Here is a 16,467-nt window from a genome sequence, read left to right on the forward strand (position 1 = left end):
AGAGTCCTTTCCACATCCTGTCAATTTTTCTCCATGGAATCATAACACGCTTTTTTAAATAGGGCAACCCTTTCTCAATACCACCTGGTAAGGGGAAGCTCATTATTCACTCCCTTAGTCACAAGAATCTGATGCAGATCAATGATACCATTGTGGAAGGTGGCCGCGCATCCGCTCAGATAAAGATGCCACATCCTGGTGAACTCCTTTCCCATCTTTGCCTCAATCTCCGGGAGGTGGTCCCTGAAATTCCGTTCCCAATGAAGGAGAGTTTTGCAATAATGGCGGCGCAGGCTTTCCACATCCAGAGTATAAAACTGGTGTTCGCTGAACAAATGAATCATTTCCCTCAGGCTTGGAATCATGCCTCCCGGAAAAATGTATTTTTTGATCCAGGGATCACCGGGATACTCTCTCAATGCACTGATATAGTGAAGAAGCATCAAACCGCCCGGTTTCAGCACTGCTTCTGCGTTCTTCACAAACAGCTCATAATTTTCCCTGCCCACATGCTCCAGCATTCCTACGCTGACTATCCGGTCAAAGGTCTTTCCCTGGTCCTTTAAGTCCCGGTAGTCCATTAGCTCCACGGAAACCTTATCCCCAAGACCTTCGGCTTCGATCCTCTCTTCAAACCGCTTCTTCTGTTCTCTGCTCAGGGTAATTCCCACTCCCTTTACCCCGTACTCCTTAGCAGCCCGGATGAGGAGATATCCCCAACCGCAGCCAATGTCCAAAAGAGTCATATCTTCCTTTAAGTACAGCTTCTGCAAAATACGCTCCACCTTATTGCACTGAGCCTCATATAAGGTATCGGTTTCCGCCTTAAAATATCCGCAGGAATAGCTCATGGTCTCGTCAAGCCAGAGGCTGTAAAAATCATTTCCCATGTCATAATGGTAGGTGACCTCTTTTTCCTGGTTCTTTTTGGACTGAGAAGAAAAAATCAACTTCTTAAGCCTGGTCCTGTCAGTTGAAAACTTGTCCATCTGCCCAAGAAAGTGATCCAGGGCATGAAACAAATCGCCCTCAATCTCCAAATCCCCTTTCATATAGGCTTCTCCCAAAGCCAGGGAAGTACTGGTCAGAAGCTTACTGCTGTCGATTTCTTCTTTCAGATTTACAATAAAAACCGGATTCCCATTCCCAATGTGGTGAGTCTCCCCATGGAAGGTCACATCAAAGGGGTGGTCGTCAAATCTCTGAAGAAAAGAAACGATGAAATGATCCGTCATGTTTTTCATGGCAATTCTCCAATCTGTTCTTTATTTCTTCTGAGATTTTACCCGTTTTTCACAATTTTATAATCTGAACCTCCTCTTCTTCAAAGGTACAGACCGAAAGCACATACCCTCCCTCCAGTATTTCCTGATAAAAAAAGGCGTTGGGATCAGAGCCGGCAGAAATATCAGCCAGAGGCACAGTAATCCCGCAGCCTAAAGCTTTGACATAGCTTTCTTTCAAGGTCCATATACGAAAGAAATAGGAATCCCGCTCTTCCTCCGGCAATTCCTTCATACGGCTCTTTTCGGCAGACGAAAAGACCCTTTCCGCAACACTTTCCGGAAAGGGCCGTATCCGCTCCACATCAACTCCAAGGCTGCTCCCTCCCAGCCCGCAGGCCGCCAGTCCTGACGTATGGCTGATATTGTAATGAATGCCGGGAAAATCCTTCAAGTAAGGCTTTCCATGCTCCCCCTTTAAAATTACAACCTGATGTTCCTGCTCCGGAGCAATTCCATACACTTCTTTGAGCCCCTGATAAAGAAGGCGTTTTCCAAGCAAATGCTCTGTCTGCCGTTTTTCTCTTCCATGGACAGCCTCATACTGCGCCAGATAAATCCGTATCATCTGCCTTACCTCTCTGCTTCCTCATTTCCCCGGCCCCAGTTCCGGTTTTCCAACCGGCAGCCATGGCCGAAATATATGGTTCTCGGTCCAAGGGTGCTGATCTTATCCGCACTTTTTAACATGGCCTCCCGGTCATAATAAGTCATGGAAACTCCGGGATAAAACATGTTAGTCAGCGCATCTCCCACAATCACTGCTTTTCCATCTATATCAAGCCCAATAGAGCCCCCGGTATGTCCCGGAAGCTCTATGACTCTGGCATTGATTCCATAATCCGTCAGCCAGTCCCCCTCATTCAGGAGGATTTCCGGGGTAAATTCCGGTATGCGGTCTGTCTCCATGCTTTTAGAAGATATCTCCGCAACCACCATTCCCAGAAACCCCTGATAGCATAAGGGTTCTATATTTTTATCTTTTATAAGTCCTAAGTCTGCCCTGTGCATGGCCGCAGGCACTCCCAGGGCAGACTTTAAATAAGCCGTATTCTGCACATGATCCACATGACCATGGGTGAGTACGATCAGCTCTACCTTTGTTTTCCGGCATTGGGCCAATATTTTTTCTTCAAAACCCTTCCGTCCTGTATCCACAAGAATGGCTCTTCCATGGTCTTCTACCAGATAGCTGTTAACGCTTCCGCACCTGATACGCTTTATCTCTGCCATCGTTTCCTCTCCCCTTCAAATAGTCGGATTCCTGCCGGACTGCCTTCCGCGGAATTCTTTCCTATTCATTGTATTGAAAGAGAGTCAAGTATATTCCTTATTACCGTTTAATATGAAAGGCATCAAGGCCTGGATAAACGGCTCCCTTGCCCAGTTCTTCCTCAATTCTGAGAAGCTGGTTGTATTTTGCCACACGCTCACTTCTGCTGGGTGCTCCCGTCTTGATCTGGCATGTATTCAAAGCAACTGCCAGGTCTGCGATGGTAGTGTCCTCTGTCTCACCGGAACGGTGGGAGGAAATGGCTGTATAGCCTGCGCTGTGAGCCATCTTAATGGCTTCAAGGGTCTCTGATACGGAACCGATCTGATTGAGTTTAATGAGAATGGAGTTGCCGCATCCCTCTGAAATACCCCTTTTCAAACGCTCTGTATTGGTTACAAATAAATCGTCTCCAACTAACTGAATCTTGTCTCCAAGGGCCTGAGTAAGCTTTTTCCAGCCCTCCCAGTCCTCTTCATCAAGACCATCCTCGATGGAATAAATAGGATATTTTTCACACAGATCTTTCCAATGCTCAATCAATCCCTCTGAAGTGAAATGCTTACCGCACTTAGGAAGGATATATTCTCCCTTGTTTGCGCCCTTCCATTCACTGGCGGCTGCATCCATAGCCAGAACAAAATCACGTCCAGGCTCATATCCGGCCTTCTTAACAGCTTCCAGGATTAAGTCAATGGCTGCCTCATCACTTTCCACGTCAGGGGCAAAGCCTCCCTCATCACCTACGGCTGTAGCCAGACCCTTGGATTTTAAGATGCCTGCCAGACAGTGGAATACTTCTGTACACCAGCGAAGGCCTTCTTTAAAGCTGGAAGCACCTGTCGGCATGATCATAAATTCCTGCACGTCCACAGTATTGGCCGCATGAGCTCCTCCGTTTAAAATGTTCATCATAGGAACCGGAAGCCTGTTTCCTGTCACTCCGCCTAAGAAACGGTATAAGGGAACTCCCAGGCTGATGGCTGCAGCTCTTGCAGCAGCAATGGATACAGCCAGAATGGCATTAGCACCCAGCTTGGATTTATCGCTTGTCCCATCTGCGGAAATCATAGCTTCGTCAATGGCATAAATATCAGAAGCATCCATTCCCACAAGCACGTCATTGATTACGGTGTTGATGTTGTTAACTGCCTTGGAAACGCCTTTTCCTCCGAAGCGGGTCTTATCCCCATCCCGAAGCTCCAGGGCCTCAAATTCACCGGTGGAAGCTCCGCTGGGAGCTGCTCCTCTGCCCACGGTGCCGTCGGCAAGATATACCTCAGCCTCTACCGTAGGATTTCCTCTTGAATCAATGATCTCCCGTCCTATTACTTTCTCAATTTCCAGATAATTCATCGCTTTTTCTCCTTTTCTTTTAAATAGCTTCCAGAATGGAAAGAAGGTCCTCTACAGATTTCTTTCCAAACTCAACCGTTTCATCGTTGATGATAATACAGGGAACGCTCATGATCTGGTATCTCTCTTTTAAATCAGGATACAGGGCCAGATCGTAGGTCCGGACCTTTACCATATCATTTTCAGCAGCAATCCGGCCTGCAGCCATGACCGTAGCCGGACACATGGTACAGGAAAGGGAAACCGCCACCTTGATATCGGCAGGTTTTTTGATCCCCTCTATGCGGGCCTGTTCTGATCCGGAAAGGGCCTGTCCCGGTCCCGCCACATTATAAAGGCCTATGACAAAGGAATTAAACTCATGGCCTCCCGGGATTCCATAAAACCGGATTCCCGATTCGCTGCCGTCTTCCTTAAATACAGCCAAAGCCGGAAGGGTTTCATCTGCCTCTGTTTTTTCAGATTCCCAGCTGACCAAGCATTCCACCTGTTCAGAGATGCCGGAAAGCTCCTTTAAAAAGTCCTCCATCTGACCGGACAGACTGCTTTTGTCGAGCAGAGCCTTTACCGTTACCTTGCTCTGGAACCTGCCGAATAAATCCTTCAGCTGTCCCTTCATCTCTGAGGAGATAAGACCTTCCCCAGACTCTGTTTCTGTTTCTTCTTCTCTTACTTCCTGAGAAGCTGTGGCTTCATAAACAGTCTCTCTCTCAGGAAGCCCCAGCTTTTGGCTTATATCAGAAACATACTTTTCCAGGGATGTGGCCGCAACTGCTCCATCGGAAACAGCCGTTACCACCTGCCTCAATTCCTTTACACACACATCACCGGCCCCGAAAACTCCTGCCGTCTCAGTCATCTGGTTTCTGTCTGTCAGCAGGTATCCACGGTCATCTAATGGAAGCTTTCCCTTGATCCACTCCGTATCAGGCACATAGCCGGCAAATACAAAGATACCGAAGGACTGGCCCCCCGGCGCCTCATACAGCCACTCTTCCCCAGTCTGGCTGTTCCGGAATTTAGCGGACCGGAGCATCCGGTCCCCGGCAGCCTCTACGATTTCCGTCTGGTAATGAATCTCGATCTTTTCATGGTTCTTTGCCTTGTCAGCCACAGCACCTGCACAGGTAAAATCTTCCTCCCGCACAATGATGGTCACCTTTTTTGCATACTTGGTGAGAAAAACGGCTTCCTCAGCAGCAGCGAATCCGCCTCCGATTACAAACACATCCATTCCGGTAAAGAACTCTCCGTCACAGGTAGCGCAGTAAGCCACTCCCCGTCCTTTGAATTCCTTTTCCCCTTTAAAGCCAAGGGATCTGGGATTGGCACCAAGAGCCAGAACAATTCCCAGTGTCTGAAAATCACCTTTGTCCGTCTTTACCACCCGGATATCTCCGGACAAATCCAGATCAGTGACCCGGGCCGCCTTAAACTCAGCCCCAAAAGCCTGCGCCTGTCTGCGCATCTGCTCTGTCAGTTCTTTTCCATCGGTTTTTCCGATTCCGGGATAATTCACAATTTCGGAAGTAATGGTAATCTGGCCGCCTATGGCTTCCTTTTCCAGCACCAACACCCGGAATCTGGCCCTTGCGGCATAAATGGCAGCGGACAGGCCCGCTGGGCCTGCTCTGACTATCACCACATCATACAATTCATCCATTAACATCCCACCTTTACAGAAGGCCTACTAAGTCCAGACTGGGCTTTAAGGTCTTGGCTCCGGGCTGCCACTTGGCCGGGCAAACCTCGTCGCCGTGCTCATGTACAAACTGGGAAGCCTGTACTCTGCGGAATAACTCGTCTGCATTTCGTCCCACATTTCCTGCGGTCACCTCGTATGCCACGATTTTTCCTTCCGGATTGATGATAAAGGAACCTCTTTCTGCCAGTCCTTCTGATTCAATCAGCACATCAAAATCTCTGGCAATGGCTCCCGTAGGATCAGCCAGCATGGGATACTGAATCTTTTTAATGGTCTTGGAGGCGTCATGCCACGCCTTATGGACAAAGTGTGTATCACAGGATACGCTGTAGATTTCGCAGCCGATCTTTTTGAACTCCTCATACTTATCAGCCAGATCCTCCAGCTCTGTGGGGCACACAAAGGTGAAATCTGCGGGATAAAAGAAAAACACACCCCATTTCCCAAGAATATCCTTCTTGGTCACCTCTTTAAATTCTCCGTTTACAAAACTCTGTACCTTAAAATCACTTACTTCTTTTCCAATGAATGACATACAATCCATCTCCTTTCCTGTTTTATTGCCATGTTTTTTGGTATAACGGGATTACCCATAGGGTGCTTCCCTTATTCTTGCCATGTTTTTGGTATAATGGATACTCATAGGGTGTTTTCTATTATTATACCAGATTATTATGGTTTGTTTCTATACTTTTTATGAGTTAGTTATTACTAATCCACGCATTAATCATAGCACGTTTATTTTGAAATTTCAAGAAATAATATCGATAATAATTATTGTTTTTTAACCTGAAAATTTTTAAGGGATTTCTTACTCCTGCCCTTTGTACTTCCTTGCCTGCTCTTCAATGAAATCCAGATCTTCAAAATAATTGATCTTCATAGCTTCCTTTACGCCCTGTAAGGTCTGGGCTGCCACTGCTTCCGCTTTCTGACTTCCCTCCTTTAATACCTGATACACATAAGGGATATTGGCCTCATATTCCTTTCTTCTCTGACGGATGGGCTCCAACTCTGCCTGGAGAATACTGTTTAAGAACCGTTTCACCTTGACGTCACCCAGTCCGCCCCGCTTATAGTGGTCCTTCAGTTCGTCTAAGTTTTTGTAATCAGGAAGGTATTTTTCAAAGTCCTCTTCTTTGCAGAAGGCATCCAGATAGGTGAACACCGTATTTCCTTCCACCTGTCCCGGATCGGAAACCTGGAGGTGGTTAGGGTCTGTATACATGCTCATGACCTTTTTCTTCACTTCTTCTTCTGTATCAGACAAATAGATGCAGTTGCCCAGGGACTTGCTCATCTTGGCTTTTCCATCTGTTCCCGGAAGTCTTAAGCAGGCTTTGTTGTCCGGAAGGAGAATGTCCGGCTCCACCAGAGCGTCACCGTAAACGGAATTGAACTTGCGAACGATTTCCCTGGTCTGCTCAATCATAGGCTCCTGGTCCTCTCCCACAGGCACAGTGGTGGCCTTAAAAGCCGTAATATCAGCCGCCTGACTGATGGGATAGGTGAAAAATCCAACAGGAATGCTGGTTTCAAAATTCCTCATGGCAATCTCGGATTTCACCGTAGGATTGCGCTGAAGCCTGGATACGGTCACCAGATTCATGTAATAAAAGGACAACTCCGTCAGCTGAGGGATCTGTGACTGGATGAATAAGGTGCATTTCTTTGGGTCCAGCCCGCAGGAAAGGTAATCCAGAGCAACCTCAATGATGTTCTGGCGAACCTTTTCCGGGTTATCCGCATTGTCCGTAAGAGCCTGGGCATCTGCAATCATAATAAAAATCTCATCAAATTCACCGGAATTCTGCAGCTCTACCCTTCGCTTTAATGAGCCAACGTAATGGCCGATATGAAGCTTTCCGGTTGGGCGGTCTCCCGTCAATATAATCTTTCCCATGTGTTTCTACCTCCAAGTGTATATTCAAAATTTATTTTCCTGCAAATAATCCTTCTGCATAGTTTACGGAAGCCATGGCATCCCGGCAATACTGGTCAGCCCCTATGGTTTCTGCATACTCTTTCGTCAAAACAGCTCCTCCCACCATCACCTTTACGTGAGGTGCTTCCTTGCGAAGCTGGCGGATGGTCTCCTCCATGCTGGGAACTGTGGTAGTCATAAGAGCACTTAAGCCCACCAGGCTCACACCGTCCCTTACAGCGGTTTCCACCACTGTTTCCGACGGCACATCCTTTCCAAGATCAATCACATCGTAGCTGTAATTTTCCAAAAGCACCTTGACGATGTTCTTTCCGATATCGTGGATGTCTCCTTTTACCGTAGCCAGAATGATACGGCCCTTTTTCTCCTGTGCCGCACCGCTCATAGCCATCTGCTCTTTTATGACCTCAAAGGCCGCCTTGGCCGCCTCTGCGCTCATGAGAAGCTGGGGAAGAAATACAGTGCCTTTTTCAAAGCCCTTTCCCACCCGGTCCAGAGCAGGAATCATCTCTTCATTGATAATGGTCAAAGGCTCTTTTTCCTTTAAAAGCTCCTTTACCGCAGCATGGGCCCTGTCCTTTAAGCCCTTGGCAATGCTCTCTGCCAGGGTAATCTCACCAACCGAAGCGTTTCCTGACCCAGAACTGCCTCCCGGCTTTACCGTCTCTCCCAGAGTGGTTACCTGGCCGCTGTAGACGGCAATGTAATCGCTGCACTGGGGATCTAAATCCGCAAGGGACCTGTAGCTGTAATAGGAGCGCATCATCGCCTCTGAATTGGGATTGATGATGGCAGCGCTCAATCCGTTCTGCAATGCCATGGCAAAAAAAGTGGCATTGACGATTTCTCTCTGGGGCAATCCAAAGGAAATGTTAGAAACTCCCAAGGTGGTTCTGCCTCCCAGCTCATCCCTGATCCTTCTCAGGGCTTCCAGAGTGACTAAAGCGCCCTGGCTGTCGGAGCTTACGGTCATACACAAAGCATCAATCACAATATCCTTTGGAGAAATTCCGTATTCCGCTGCATAGGCATATATTTTCTTCGCCACCTGGATTCTGCCTTCGGCTGTTTCCGGTATTCCGTCTTCGTCAAGAGCCAGAGCCACTACAACACCTCCGTACTTCCTGACAAGAGGGAAGATCGCATCCATCACTTCTTTTTTTCCGTTTACAGAATTGATCATGGGCTTTCCATTATAAATTCTCATGGCCTTTTCCATGGCTTCGATATTGGAAGTATCAATCTGGAGAGGCAGGTCAATGATGCTTTGAAGCTCCTTTACCACCTCCACCATCATGGAAGGCTCGTCAATTTCCGGAAGACCCACATTAACATCCAGTACATGAGCACCGTTATCCTGCTGGGCCACACCTTCTCTTAAAATGTATTCCAGGTTGTGATCCCTGAGGGCCTGCTTAAATTTAGCCTTTCCCGTGGGATTGATTCTCTCTCCGATAATGACCGGATCACGGCCGATGACAACGGCCTGAGCATAAGAGGACACCACAGTCCGGTTCTTTTTATCCGGCATTCTGGCGGTCAGGTCTTTACAGAGGGCGGCGGTCTTTTCAATGTGCTCCGGCGTAGTTCCGCAGCAGCCTCCCACCACACAGGCTCCCATGTCCACAATTTCCTTCATGGTAACTGCAAACTCATCGGCATCAATGTCATAAACTGTCCGTCCGCCTTCGCTTCTTGGAAGACCGGCATTGGGATTGACAATGACCGGTGTGGAAACCACCTTCATGATATCGGATAAGATCCCCTTCATCTGCACCGGGCCGAGGCCGCAGTTGATTCCAAGGGCATCCGCTCCAAGGCCTTCCAAAAGGGCCACTGTGGACTCCACATTTCCGCCTGTCAGAAGTTTTCCCTTTTCATCGAAGATCATGGTCACAAATACGGGAAGGCTGGAGTTTTCCTTGGCAGCCAGAACAGCGGCCTTGGCCTCATAGCTGTCGCTCATGGTCTCTATAATGACCAAATCTGCCCCTTCCCGCTCTCCGATCCGCACCACCTGGGCAAACAGCTCATAAGCGTCTTCAAAATCCAGATCTCCCAGAGGCTTTAAAAGCTTTCCCGTAGGCCCTATATCAAGAGCAACGTACCCTTTATCCTTTCCGGCAGGGTAGGAGGCCGTTTTCACCGCCTCTTTGGCATTTCTCAAAGCACCTGCCACCACTTCCTCCAGGTCAAACTCCGCACCCTTATGAAACTTCAAGCCATTGGCCCCAAAGGTATTGGTGGTTATAATATCTGCTCCTGCCTCCAAATAGTCCCGGTGGATCTTTGTTATGATTTCCGGATGGCTGACATTCCAGGTTTCCGGCAGCTCTCCGGGCTTTAAGCCGTTAGCCTGGAGAAGGCTTCCCATACCTCCGTCAAAAAATACGATCCTCTTCTTTATCTCTTCCAAAATCCCTGTCATATGTTCCTCCGTCTATTTCTAACTTCTTCTGTAAGCACAGTCTGTCTTTGCACACGCCTCGCAGCCCTTTACATCACAGCGGTGAGGCTTCCCGCTGACTCCCATTACGGCAGTAACCGACTTGGAAGGAGCCATGAGAAGGCTGTCCGTCAGCATAATTCCCACCCTCTTGGGGGTTTCTAAAACTGCGGTAATGTCTCTCTGGCATTCCAAAGGAAAATCCCCGTAGCCCGGACTGAACCGGGGTCTTAAATAAAGGCCCTTGGCTTCATATTCCTGCTTTAAAAGCCTGTTTTCCTCATCACAGTACTCCTCAATCATAGCCGCTGCCGCTGCCTGCATAATCACAGCTTTGCTCATTTGAAGCTTTGTATACTTATGAAGCAGTACATCCACACCGGCTCCCAAGGTTGCGGCAAATAAAATCACCTGCTCACAATCCTTTAAATTCTTGCTCAAGTTCCTGCTCTTTGCCTGAAATACAGTAAAGTCAATTCCATCATCAGGAAGCAGTCTTAAGGGATAGACCCTGCTGATGCTTTTGGGGGAGGCTGCGGCCGTAAGCTCCTTTAAACACTCCTCTATCAGGGCATTTACAGTTTCATCCCCTTCATTTCCCCCGTATCCTAAATATCTCCGAATTTCCCGGCGGCTGATTTCCATTGCCATTCCTCCCTGTCAGGTTTTAAAAATGGGACCGGACCCTTGAAAAGGAACCGGACCCATTTGACGTAAATTACAGTATCTCAGAGAGGTTCTCTTTGATTTTTAAAGCAATATCCGGCTTGTTAAGAGAATAGACGTGAATGGCATCCACTCCGTTGGCAATGAGATCAATGATCTGTTCTGTGGCATAGGCAATTCCCGCCTGCTTCATGGCCGCCGGATTGTCTCCGAACCGGTCTAAAATGGCCTTGAACCTGGAAGGCAGATAGGTTCCGGAAAGCTGGCATATCCTGGCGATCTGCTTCACATTGGTTACAGGCATAATTCCTGCCACCACCGGAACTGTGACTCCCTTTTCCCGGATGCGGTACAAATAATTATATAATATATTGTTGTCAAAAAACATCTGAGTAGTGACAAAATCACATCCTGCCTCCACCTTCTGCTTTAAATAATCCATGTCAATGGTCTTGCTGACAGACTCCACATGTCCCTCCGGATAACAGGCTGCGCCGATGCAGAAATCTCCTGCCTTCTTAATATCCCTGATCAGCTCCGAAGCATAGCGGTAATCAGTGGCAATGGGGCCATCCTGAGGAATATCTCCCCTGAGGGCCAGAACATTTTCAATTCCTGCTTCCTTTAATTCCTTAAGAACCTGACGGACTTTTTCCTTTGTAGAAGACACACAGGTCAAATGAGCCAGAGCGGTCACGTTGTAATTGTGATAAACACCGGAAGCGATATCCACGGTATATTGGCTTGTGCCTCCGCCTGCTCCGTATGTAACACTCATAAAAGCCGGTTTCAGCTTTGCAATCTCTGATGCCGCCTGCTCTACGGACTCATACTTATCCTCTGTTTTTGGAGGAAATATTTCAAAAGACAGGGTTGGCTTTCCCTGGCCCAATATTTCTTTTATCTTCATTCTGTCTGTCTCCTATTCCTCGCCTCTTTTAATCTCTTATAATTCCTGATCTTCTATTTCTACGGGAGCTCCGCACTCCACAAAGACCGAAACTCCGTCCTCCTCCTGATAAATGCTGACGTAAAACAGCCCTTCCAGAACAAATCCTTCGCCGTTTTCTGCAAAATCCGCCCTGGCCTTTTCCATAATGCCGGAAATGCTGCTTTCCTCCTCCGGAATCAGGGCCAGAGACTCTACAACTCTTAAAAACTCCTCCAAAAAGGCGAAGGAAGCTTCCTCACTCTTAAGAAAGGATGAGTACTCATGAAGATCACCTGTGGCTGTGTCATAATCTATGTCTGCATACTGGTACACATAGTCCTCACCGTCTGTTTCCTGTCCTTCCGGCACCTCCTCCTCAAAGGAAAAGCTTTCCAGGGTCTGATAATAAGTGACAACGCCTGTCTCCTCTTCAAAGCCGTAGTTGTCTGAATAAACCGCTTCCCGCTCCACCTGGTATTCATAGTAAGATTCAATGAAAAAACGGTTCATGGCATCTGCAGCTTCTTTCCCGTTTACAGGAAAATGCTCATATCCGGTGCATGGTACTCCGGCAGATTTCACGTCCTCCTCTTCAAACTCCAAATAGTCCGAATCACCGTAATACTCTTCTTCCCAATTGCTTCTGTTGTTCACATTAGACTCTTTTGCAAGCATGAGGCCTATACAAAATACAAAAACCAGCAATACAAAGAACATTCCCGCCGCTATGCCGCCATAAACATAAATCTTGCCGGATTTTCCGGCAGGAGAATTCCGGGGCGGCGTTGGGACGGGAACCGGTTTCCGTTGTAAAGCAGCTTTCTGCTCCCCTTCTTTTTCGCCGCCAGGACGCATTTCATTCAAGTAATAATCTGTATTCCACATGACTGGCTGCCGCACCACCCGTCTGCACTGCTTACAGTAATTGGTATCGCCCAGCTGAGTATCGCATACCGGACAAATCTTTTTCATCATGGAAACTTCCCCCTTTATCCCAGCACCAGATGGGCCACAGCAATTTCATCATCCTCCCGAAATCCCTGGGCGCAGACCTGGATGTCGTAAACGTACTTTGCATCGAGCCCGGTTATGGACGCAATGGCTTCAATGCTGTTCCCCTTCTGAGCCAGGTCCAGCACCTGACGTACATCTGAAATGGTTTTTTTCAACAGCTCATCAGAAGGACCGCCTGTATTCAACCCTTCCACCCTGACATCAGACTCAGAAATAAAATCCTCCAGAGACAGCTTCTTTTCTTCCCCATTTCCGCCGTAGTATTCGTCGGACAGCTCCCAGTCCCCATCCTCCTTGTACATGGTCTGTCACTCCTTTCAAAAACAGGCAGGTTCCCGCGAACCTGCCTCATTATTTATTCGGTGTACTTAATTATCTCTTATTTCTCAAAAAATCCGGAATATTGATCTGTACTTCCTTATTTACCGTAGGACGGTACGGCTGACCGGCTGGCTGACCAGCACCCTGTCCGCTGTTTTGTCCCTGGTAATTCGGCCTTGTGTAACCGCCCTGAGCTCCATAATTAGGATTCTGGCCGCCGTAGCCGCCGCTGTTGTTATTAGGATTATTATAAGCCGGATTGGAATAATTAGCATTTCCATAACTGGGATTATAGTTCTGATTGTACTGAGGAGCTGCCGCCGTAGCCGCTGCCTCCTGATTTACGGCCTGGTTGGGGACCGCTTTAGGCTGTTTAAAGTTAGGGTTGGAAAAATTGGTCATCACTTTAGAAACAGGAGTTTCCGCCTGCTTGTCCTCTAAACCGGTGGCAATGACTGTGATGCTGGCTTCGTCATGGGCATTCTCATCATACATGGCACCAAAGATGATGTTGGCATCGTCTCCTGCCATCTCCTGGACATAGCTGGCCGCTTCATTGGCCTCGATCAGGCTGATATCGCCGGAAATGTTGATGATCACATGGGAAGCGCCTTCGATGGTGGTTTCCAGCAGAGGGCTGGAAACGGCCTGCTTCACTGCTTCCAGTGCCTTTTCATCGCCTTTTGCCCTTCCGATTCCGATATGTGCAATGCCCTTGTCCGTCATGACGGTCTGAACATCGGCAAAATCCAGGTTAATGAGACCGGGAACATTGATCAAGTCAGTGATTCCCTGAACGGCCTGCTGAAGAACTTCATCGGCCTTTTTTAAAGCGTCAGGCATGGTGGTACGCCTGTCCACGATTTCCAGCAAGCGGTCATTGGGGATGACAATTAAGGTGTCCACATTCTCTTTTAAACGCTCAATACCTGTAGTGGCATTGGCCATACGGGTCTTTGCTTCAAAGCGGAAAGGCTTTGTTACAACGCCTACTGTCAGGATTCCCATATCCTTTGCAATCTTTGCAACAACAGGGGCTGCACCTGTACCGGTACCGCCTCCCATGCCGCAGGTGACGAATACCATATCCGCACCCTTCATGGTCTGGGCCAGATCGTCCGCATTCTCTTCTGCCGCTTTTTCTCCGATTTCCGGCTTAGCTCCTGCGCCAAGTCCTTTTGTCAGCTTTTCTCCGATCTGCATAGCAGTAGGAGCCTTGCAAAACTGCAACGCCTGCTTGTCCGTATTGATTCCAAGAAATTCTACACCAGCTATATTCTCATCTATCATGCGGTTAACCGCATTGTTTCCGGCACCGCCTACACCGATCACCAGAATCCTTGCGGCATTATCCGCCTCATTTATCTTAATCTCCAACAAGATTATATCCTCCTTTAACCATAAACAGCTTACTGTATAAACCTATCTAATATAATATTTGATTTTCCAAAAAATATCAACCATTTTTTAAACAAAATTCCAAGCAAAATATGTAAATTCATGAATCCTTCACAAACCGATAAGAAGTGACTGTTTCCGCCTCATTATAAGTATCCAGATAAAGAGTTCCCGACAGCCCCTCCAAAACAGGCAATTGATCCTTCAATTCCGAGATCTTGCCGTTCATCTGATCATTGCTTCCCAGAAAAACACGGACCTGCCCGATGGTCAGGCTGGCATTGCCATGGGTATCATAGTGAACCTCATCCACTGTGATCTCATGAGTGGTCAGCATCTGGGTCAGAGTAAGAATTTCATCAAAGACCCGGCTGTTTTCCACCGGAAGGGGCTGGTGGAGGGCAATGTGCCCGAATTTCAGCCCCGTAATCCACGGAATTCCCTCCAGACGCGCGCTGAAGCTTTCCACCACAATCCCGTCCTTATCAAAATATAAGTAGCTGCCCATATAGGAAACATAGCCCACTACCGACTTTTCATAAACAATCACTTCCACCTTGAACGGGCTTGTGAATACGATTTTGTAATCCTCTACAAACGGAATCTGTTCATGCTCCTTAAACCGGTCCCGGTAAAAGCATACAGCCGCATTCCGGCTCCAGCCATCCTGAAACAAAAAGCTCTCGATCTGCTCTGCCGTGTATTTTTTGTTTCCGGTCACCTTGATTTCCTTGATCTGCAGGAAAAAAAACAAGACGGCTCCCAAAAGGAGCACCGATACCGCTGTCATTAACTTTACTTTTCTTCTGCTCTTTTTTGTATCCTTCATTCCATTCCTCTGATTGCTGCCCCAAGACTGGTCAAATCCCGGCAAATATCTTCATATCCCCGCTCAATATGATGGCAGTCGTGAATCTCCGTTATTCCTTCACTGGCCAGACCTGCTACCACAAGAGCCGCACCACCCCTTAAATCCGTGGCTGTCACGGAATTGCCCTTTAAGGGATGCTGTCCATGGATGACAGCCTTTTTTTCCTTTACAATAATGTCAGCTCCAAGCCGCTTCAATTCTTCTGCCGTCTTAAACCGTCCTTCAAAAATCGTCTCTGAAATGCGGCTGGTTCCTCTGGAAACAGCCATAACTGCCATGAGCTGTGACTGAAGGTCTGTGGGAAATCCCGGGTAGGGCTCTGTCACCACATCCAGGGCGTCAGGCCGCCCCATCATGGATACTTCCAGGTGATTTTCATACTCCCTGATCTCTGCTCCCATTTTTTCAGAAATCCGGAGGGCAGACCTTAAATCCTCAGGCAGAACACCTTTCATCACAATGCTTCCCTGTGCCGCCATAACAGCCGCTAAGTAGGTTCCGGCCACGATCCGGTCTCCTGCTACAGTAAACTCAGAATCGTGAAGCTGTTTTACTCCTGTAACCGCCAGCCTTGAAGTTCCTGCTCCGTGGATTCTGGCTCCCATGTTGTTTAAAAAGCTGCACAGAGACTTGATTTCCGGCTCCTTTGCCGCTCCATGGATTACCGTGACACCTTCTGCATAAACCGCAGCCATCAGGGCATTTTCCGTGGCTCCCACGCTGGGGAACGGGAAGTAAATGTCAGCGCCTTCAAGTTTCTTTGCCGAAACAGTCAGCTTATCCCCTTTCTCTTTAACTCCTGCTCCAAGGGCGCGAAAGGCCATCAGATGCAGGTCAATGGGCCTCTTTCCTATGGAACAGCCGCCGGGAAAGCTGGTGACCGCACTGCCGGTTCTGCCAAGGAGGGGACCGGACAGGATGATAGAGGATCTCATGCTTTTTATATACTCCTCCGGAATCTCTGACTTAGATAAGGAGGAACCGTCAATGGTCAGCCTGTGGCCGTCTAAACTGCAACTGCATCCAATGCTCTGAAGTATCCCCAGCATACAGAACACATCCTGTATCCTGGGGACGTTATGGATCACTGTCCTGCCTTTGTGAAGAACCGCTGCTGCCATTATGGGCAGTGCCGCATTCTTGGAACCCTGAACTTTTATCTCACCTTCTAAAGACCGTAACCCCTGGATCTGTATGATAGACAATCCGCTACCTCCCGTGGCTTCTTATATACTATCCTATGTAAAAAGCGAGAGAA

The 16,467-nt window shown here is 48.0% G+C and carries 15 protein-coding genes; all 15 read right to left on the reverse strand.

The annotated features are described in order from the left end of the window. Nucleotides 1-74: 74 nt before the first annotated feature. Entirely contained in the window at nt 75-1,244 is a 1,170-nt protein-coding gene (locus V7M78_RS06410; RefSeq protein ID WP_333647584.1) for a cyclopropane-fatty-acyl-phospholipid synthase family protein, read from the reverse strand. A gap of 49 nt (nt 1,245-1,293) precedes the next feature. Then, nucleotides 1,294-1,851, reverse strand: a complete 558-nt coding sequence (locus V7M78_RS06415) for a 4'-phosphopantetheinyl transferase family protein (protein ID WP_333647586.1) — start codon at nt 1,849-1,851, stop codon at nt 1,294-1,296. Nucleotides 1,852-1,856: 5 nt separating this feature from the next. Then, nucleotides 1,857-2,516 carry an MBL fold metallo-hydrolase gene (locus tag V7M78_RS06420; protein WP_333647588.1) on the reverse strand — a complete coding sequence of 220 codons (660 nt, stop codon included), beginning with the start codon at nt 2,514-2,516 and terminating at the stop codon, nt 1,857-1,859. Between the two features lie 100 nt (nt 2,517-2,616). Further along, the gene (gene eno / locus V7M78_RS06425; RefSeq protein ID WP_333647591.1) at nt 2,617-3,912 is read right to left on the reverse strand and encodes a phosphopyruvate hydratase; all 1,296 of its coding nucleotides are present in this window, start codon (nt 3,910-3,912) and stop codon (nt 2,617-2,619) included. 19 nt (nt 3,913-3,931) lie between these two features. Next, nucleotides 3,932-5,575, reverse strand: coding sequence for an FAD-dependent oxidoreductase (locus V7M78_RS06430; RefSeq protein ID WP_333647593.1), 1,644 nt, complete (start codon nt 5,573-5,575; stop codon nt 3,932-3,934). Between the two features lie 13 nt (nt 5,576-5,588). Next, entirely contained in the window at nt 5,589-6,152 is a 564-nt protein-coding gene (gene ahpC, locus V7M78_RS06435) for an alkyl hydroperoxide reductase subunit C (RefSeq protein WP_333647596.1), read from the reverse strand. A 276-nt stretch (nt 6,153-6,428) separates the two neighbouring features. Beyond that, nucleotides 6,429-7,520 (reverse strand): tryptophan--tRNA ligase, encoded by a 1,092-nt coding sequence (gene trpS, locus V7M78_RS06440; RefSeq protein WP_333647598.1) that lies wholly within the window; start codon nt 7,518-7,520, stop codon nt 6,429-6,431. Nucleotides 7,521-7,551: 31 nt separating this feature from the next. Next, complete coding sequence (locus V7M78_RS06445) at nt 7,552-9,990, reverse strand: homocysteine S-methyltransferase family protein (protein ID WP_333647600.1); 2,439 nt, start codon at nt 9,988-9,990, stop codon at nt 7,552-7,554. A gap of 18 nt (nt 9,991-10,008) precedes the next feature. Further along, nucleotides 10,009-10,653, reverse strand: a complete 645-nt coding sequence (locus V7M78_RS06450) for a vitamin B12 dependent-methionine synthase activation domain-containing protein (protein WP_333647602.1) — start codon at nt 10,651-10,653, stop codon at nt 10,009-10,011. A 73-nt stretch (nt 10,654-10,726) separates the two neighbouring features. Continuing rightward, nucleotides 10,727-11,584 (reverse strand): methylenetetrahydrofolate reductase [NAD(P)H], encoded by an 858-nt coding sequence (gene metF, locus V7M78_RS06455; RefSeq protein ID WP_333647605.1) that lies wholly within the window; start codon nt 11,582-11,584, stop codon nt 10,727-10,729. Nucleotides 11,585-11,620: 36 nt separating this feature from the next. Further along, nucleotides 11,621-12,580, reverse strand: coding sequence for a hypothetical protein (locus tag V7M78_RS06460; RefSeq protein WP_333647607.1), 960 nt, complete (start codon nt 12,578-12,580; stop codon nt 11,621-11,623). A gap of 14 nt (nt 12,581-12,594) precedes the next feature. Then, nucleotides 12,595-12,921 carry a hypothetical protein gene (locus V7M78_RS06465; protein ID WP_333647609.1) on the reverse strand — a complete coding sequence of 109 codons (327 nt, stop codon included), beginning with the start codon at nt 12,919-12,921 and terminating at the stop codon, nt 12,595-12,597. Nucleotides 12,922-12,991: 70 nt separating this feature from the next. After that, nucleotides 12,992-14,320 carry a cell division protein FtsZ gene (ftsZ, locus tag V7M78_RS06470; RefSeq protein WP_333647611.1) on the reverse strand — a complete coding sequence of 443 codons (1,329 nt, stop codon included), beginning with the start codon at nt 14,318-14,320 and terminating at the stop codon, nt 12,992-12,994. Nucleotides 14,321-14,438: 118 nt separating this feature from the next. After that, a complete protein-coding gene (locus V7M78_RS06475) occupies nt 14,439-15,167 on the reverse strand; it encodes a cell division protein FtsQ/DivIB (RefSeq protein WP_333647613.1) in 729 nt (242 codons plus the stop codon). Further along, the gene (gene murA, locus V7M78_RS06480) at nt 15,164-16,414 is read right to left on the reverse strand and encodes a UDP-N-acetylglucosamine 1-carboxyvinyltransferase (RefSeq protein ID WP_333647615.1); all 1,251 of its coding nucleotides are present in this window, start codon (nt 16,412-16,414) and stop codon (nt 15,164-15,166) included. Before murA ends, V7M78_RS06475 begins: the two co-directional genes overlap by 4 nt. Between the last annotated feature and the right edge of the window lie 53 nt (nt 16,415-16,467).

The organism is Lacrimispora sp., assembly GCF_036758025.1.
Taxonomy (GTDB): domain Bacteria; phylum Bacillota; class Clostridia; order Lachnospirales; family Lachnospiraceae; genus Lacrimispora.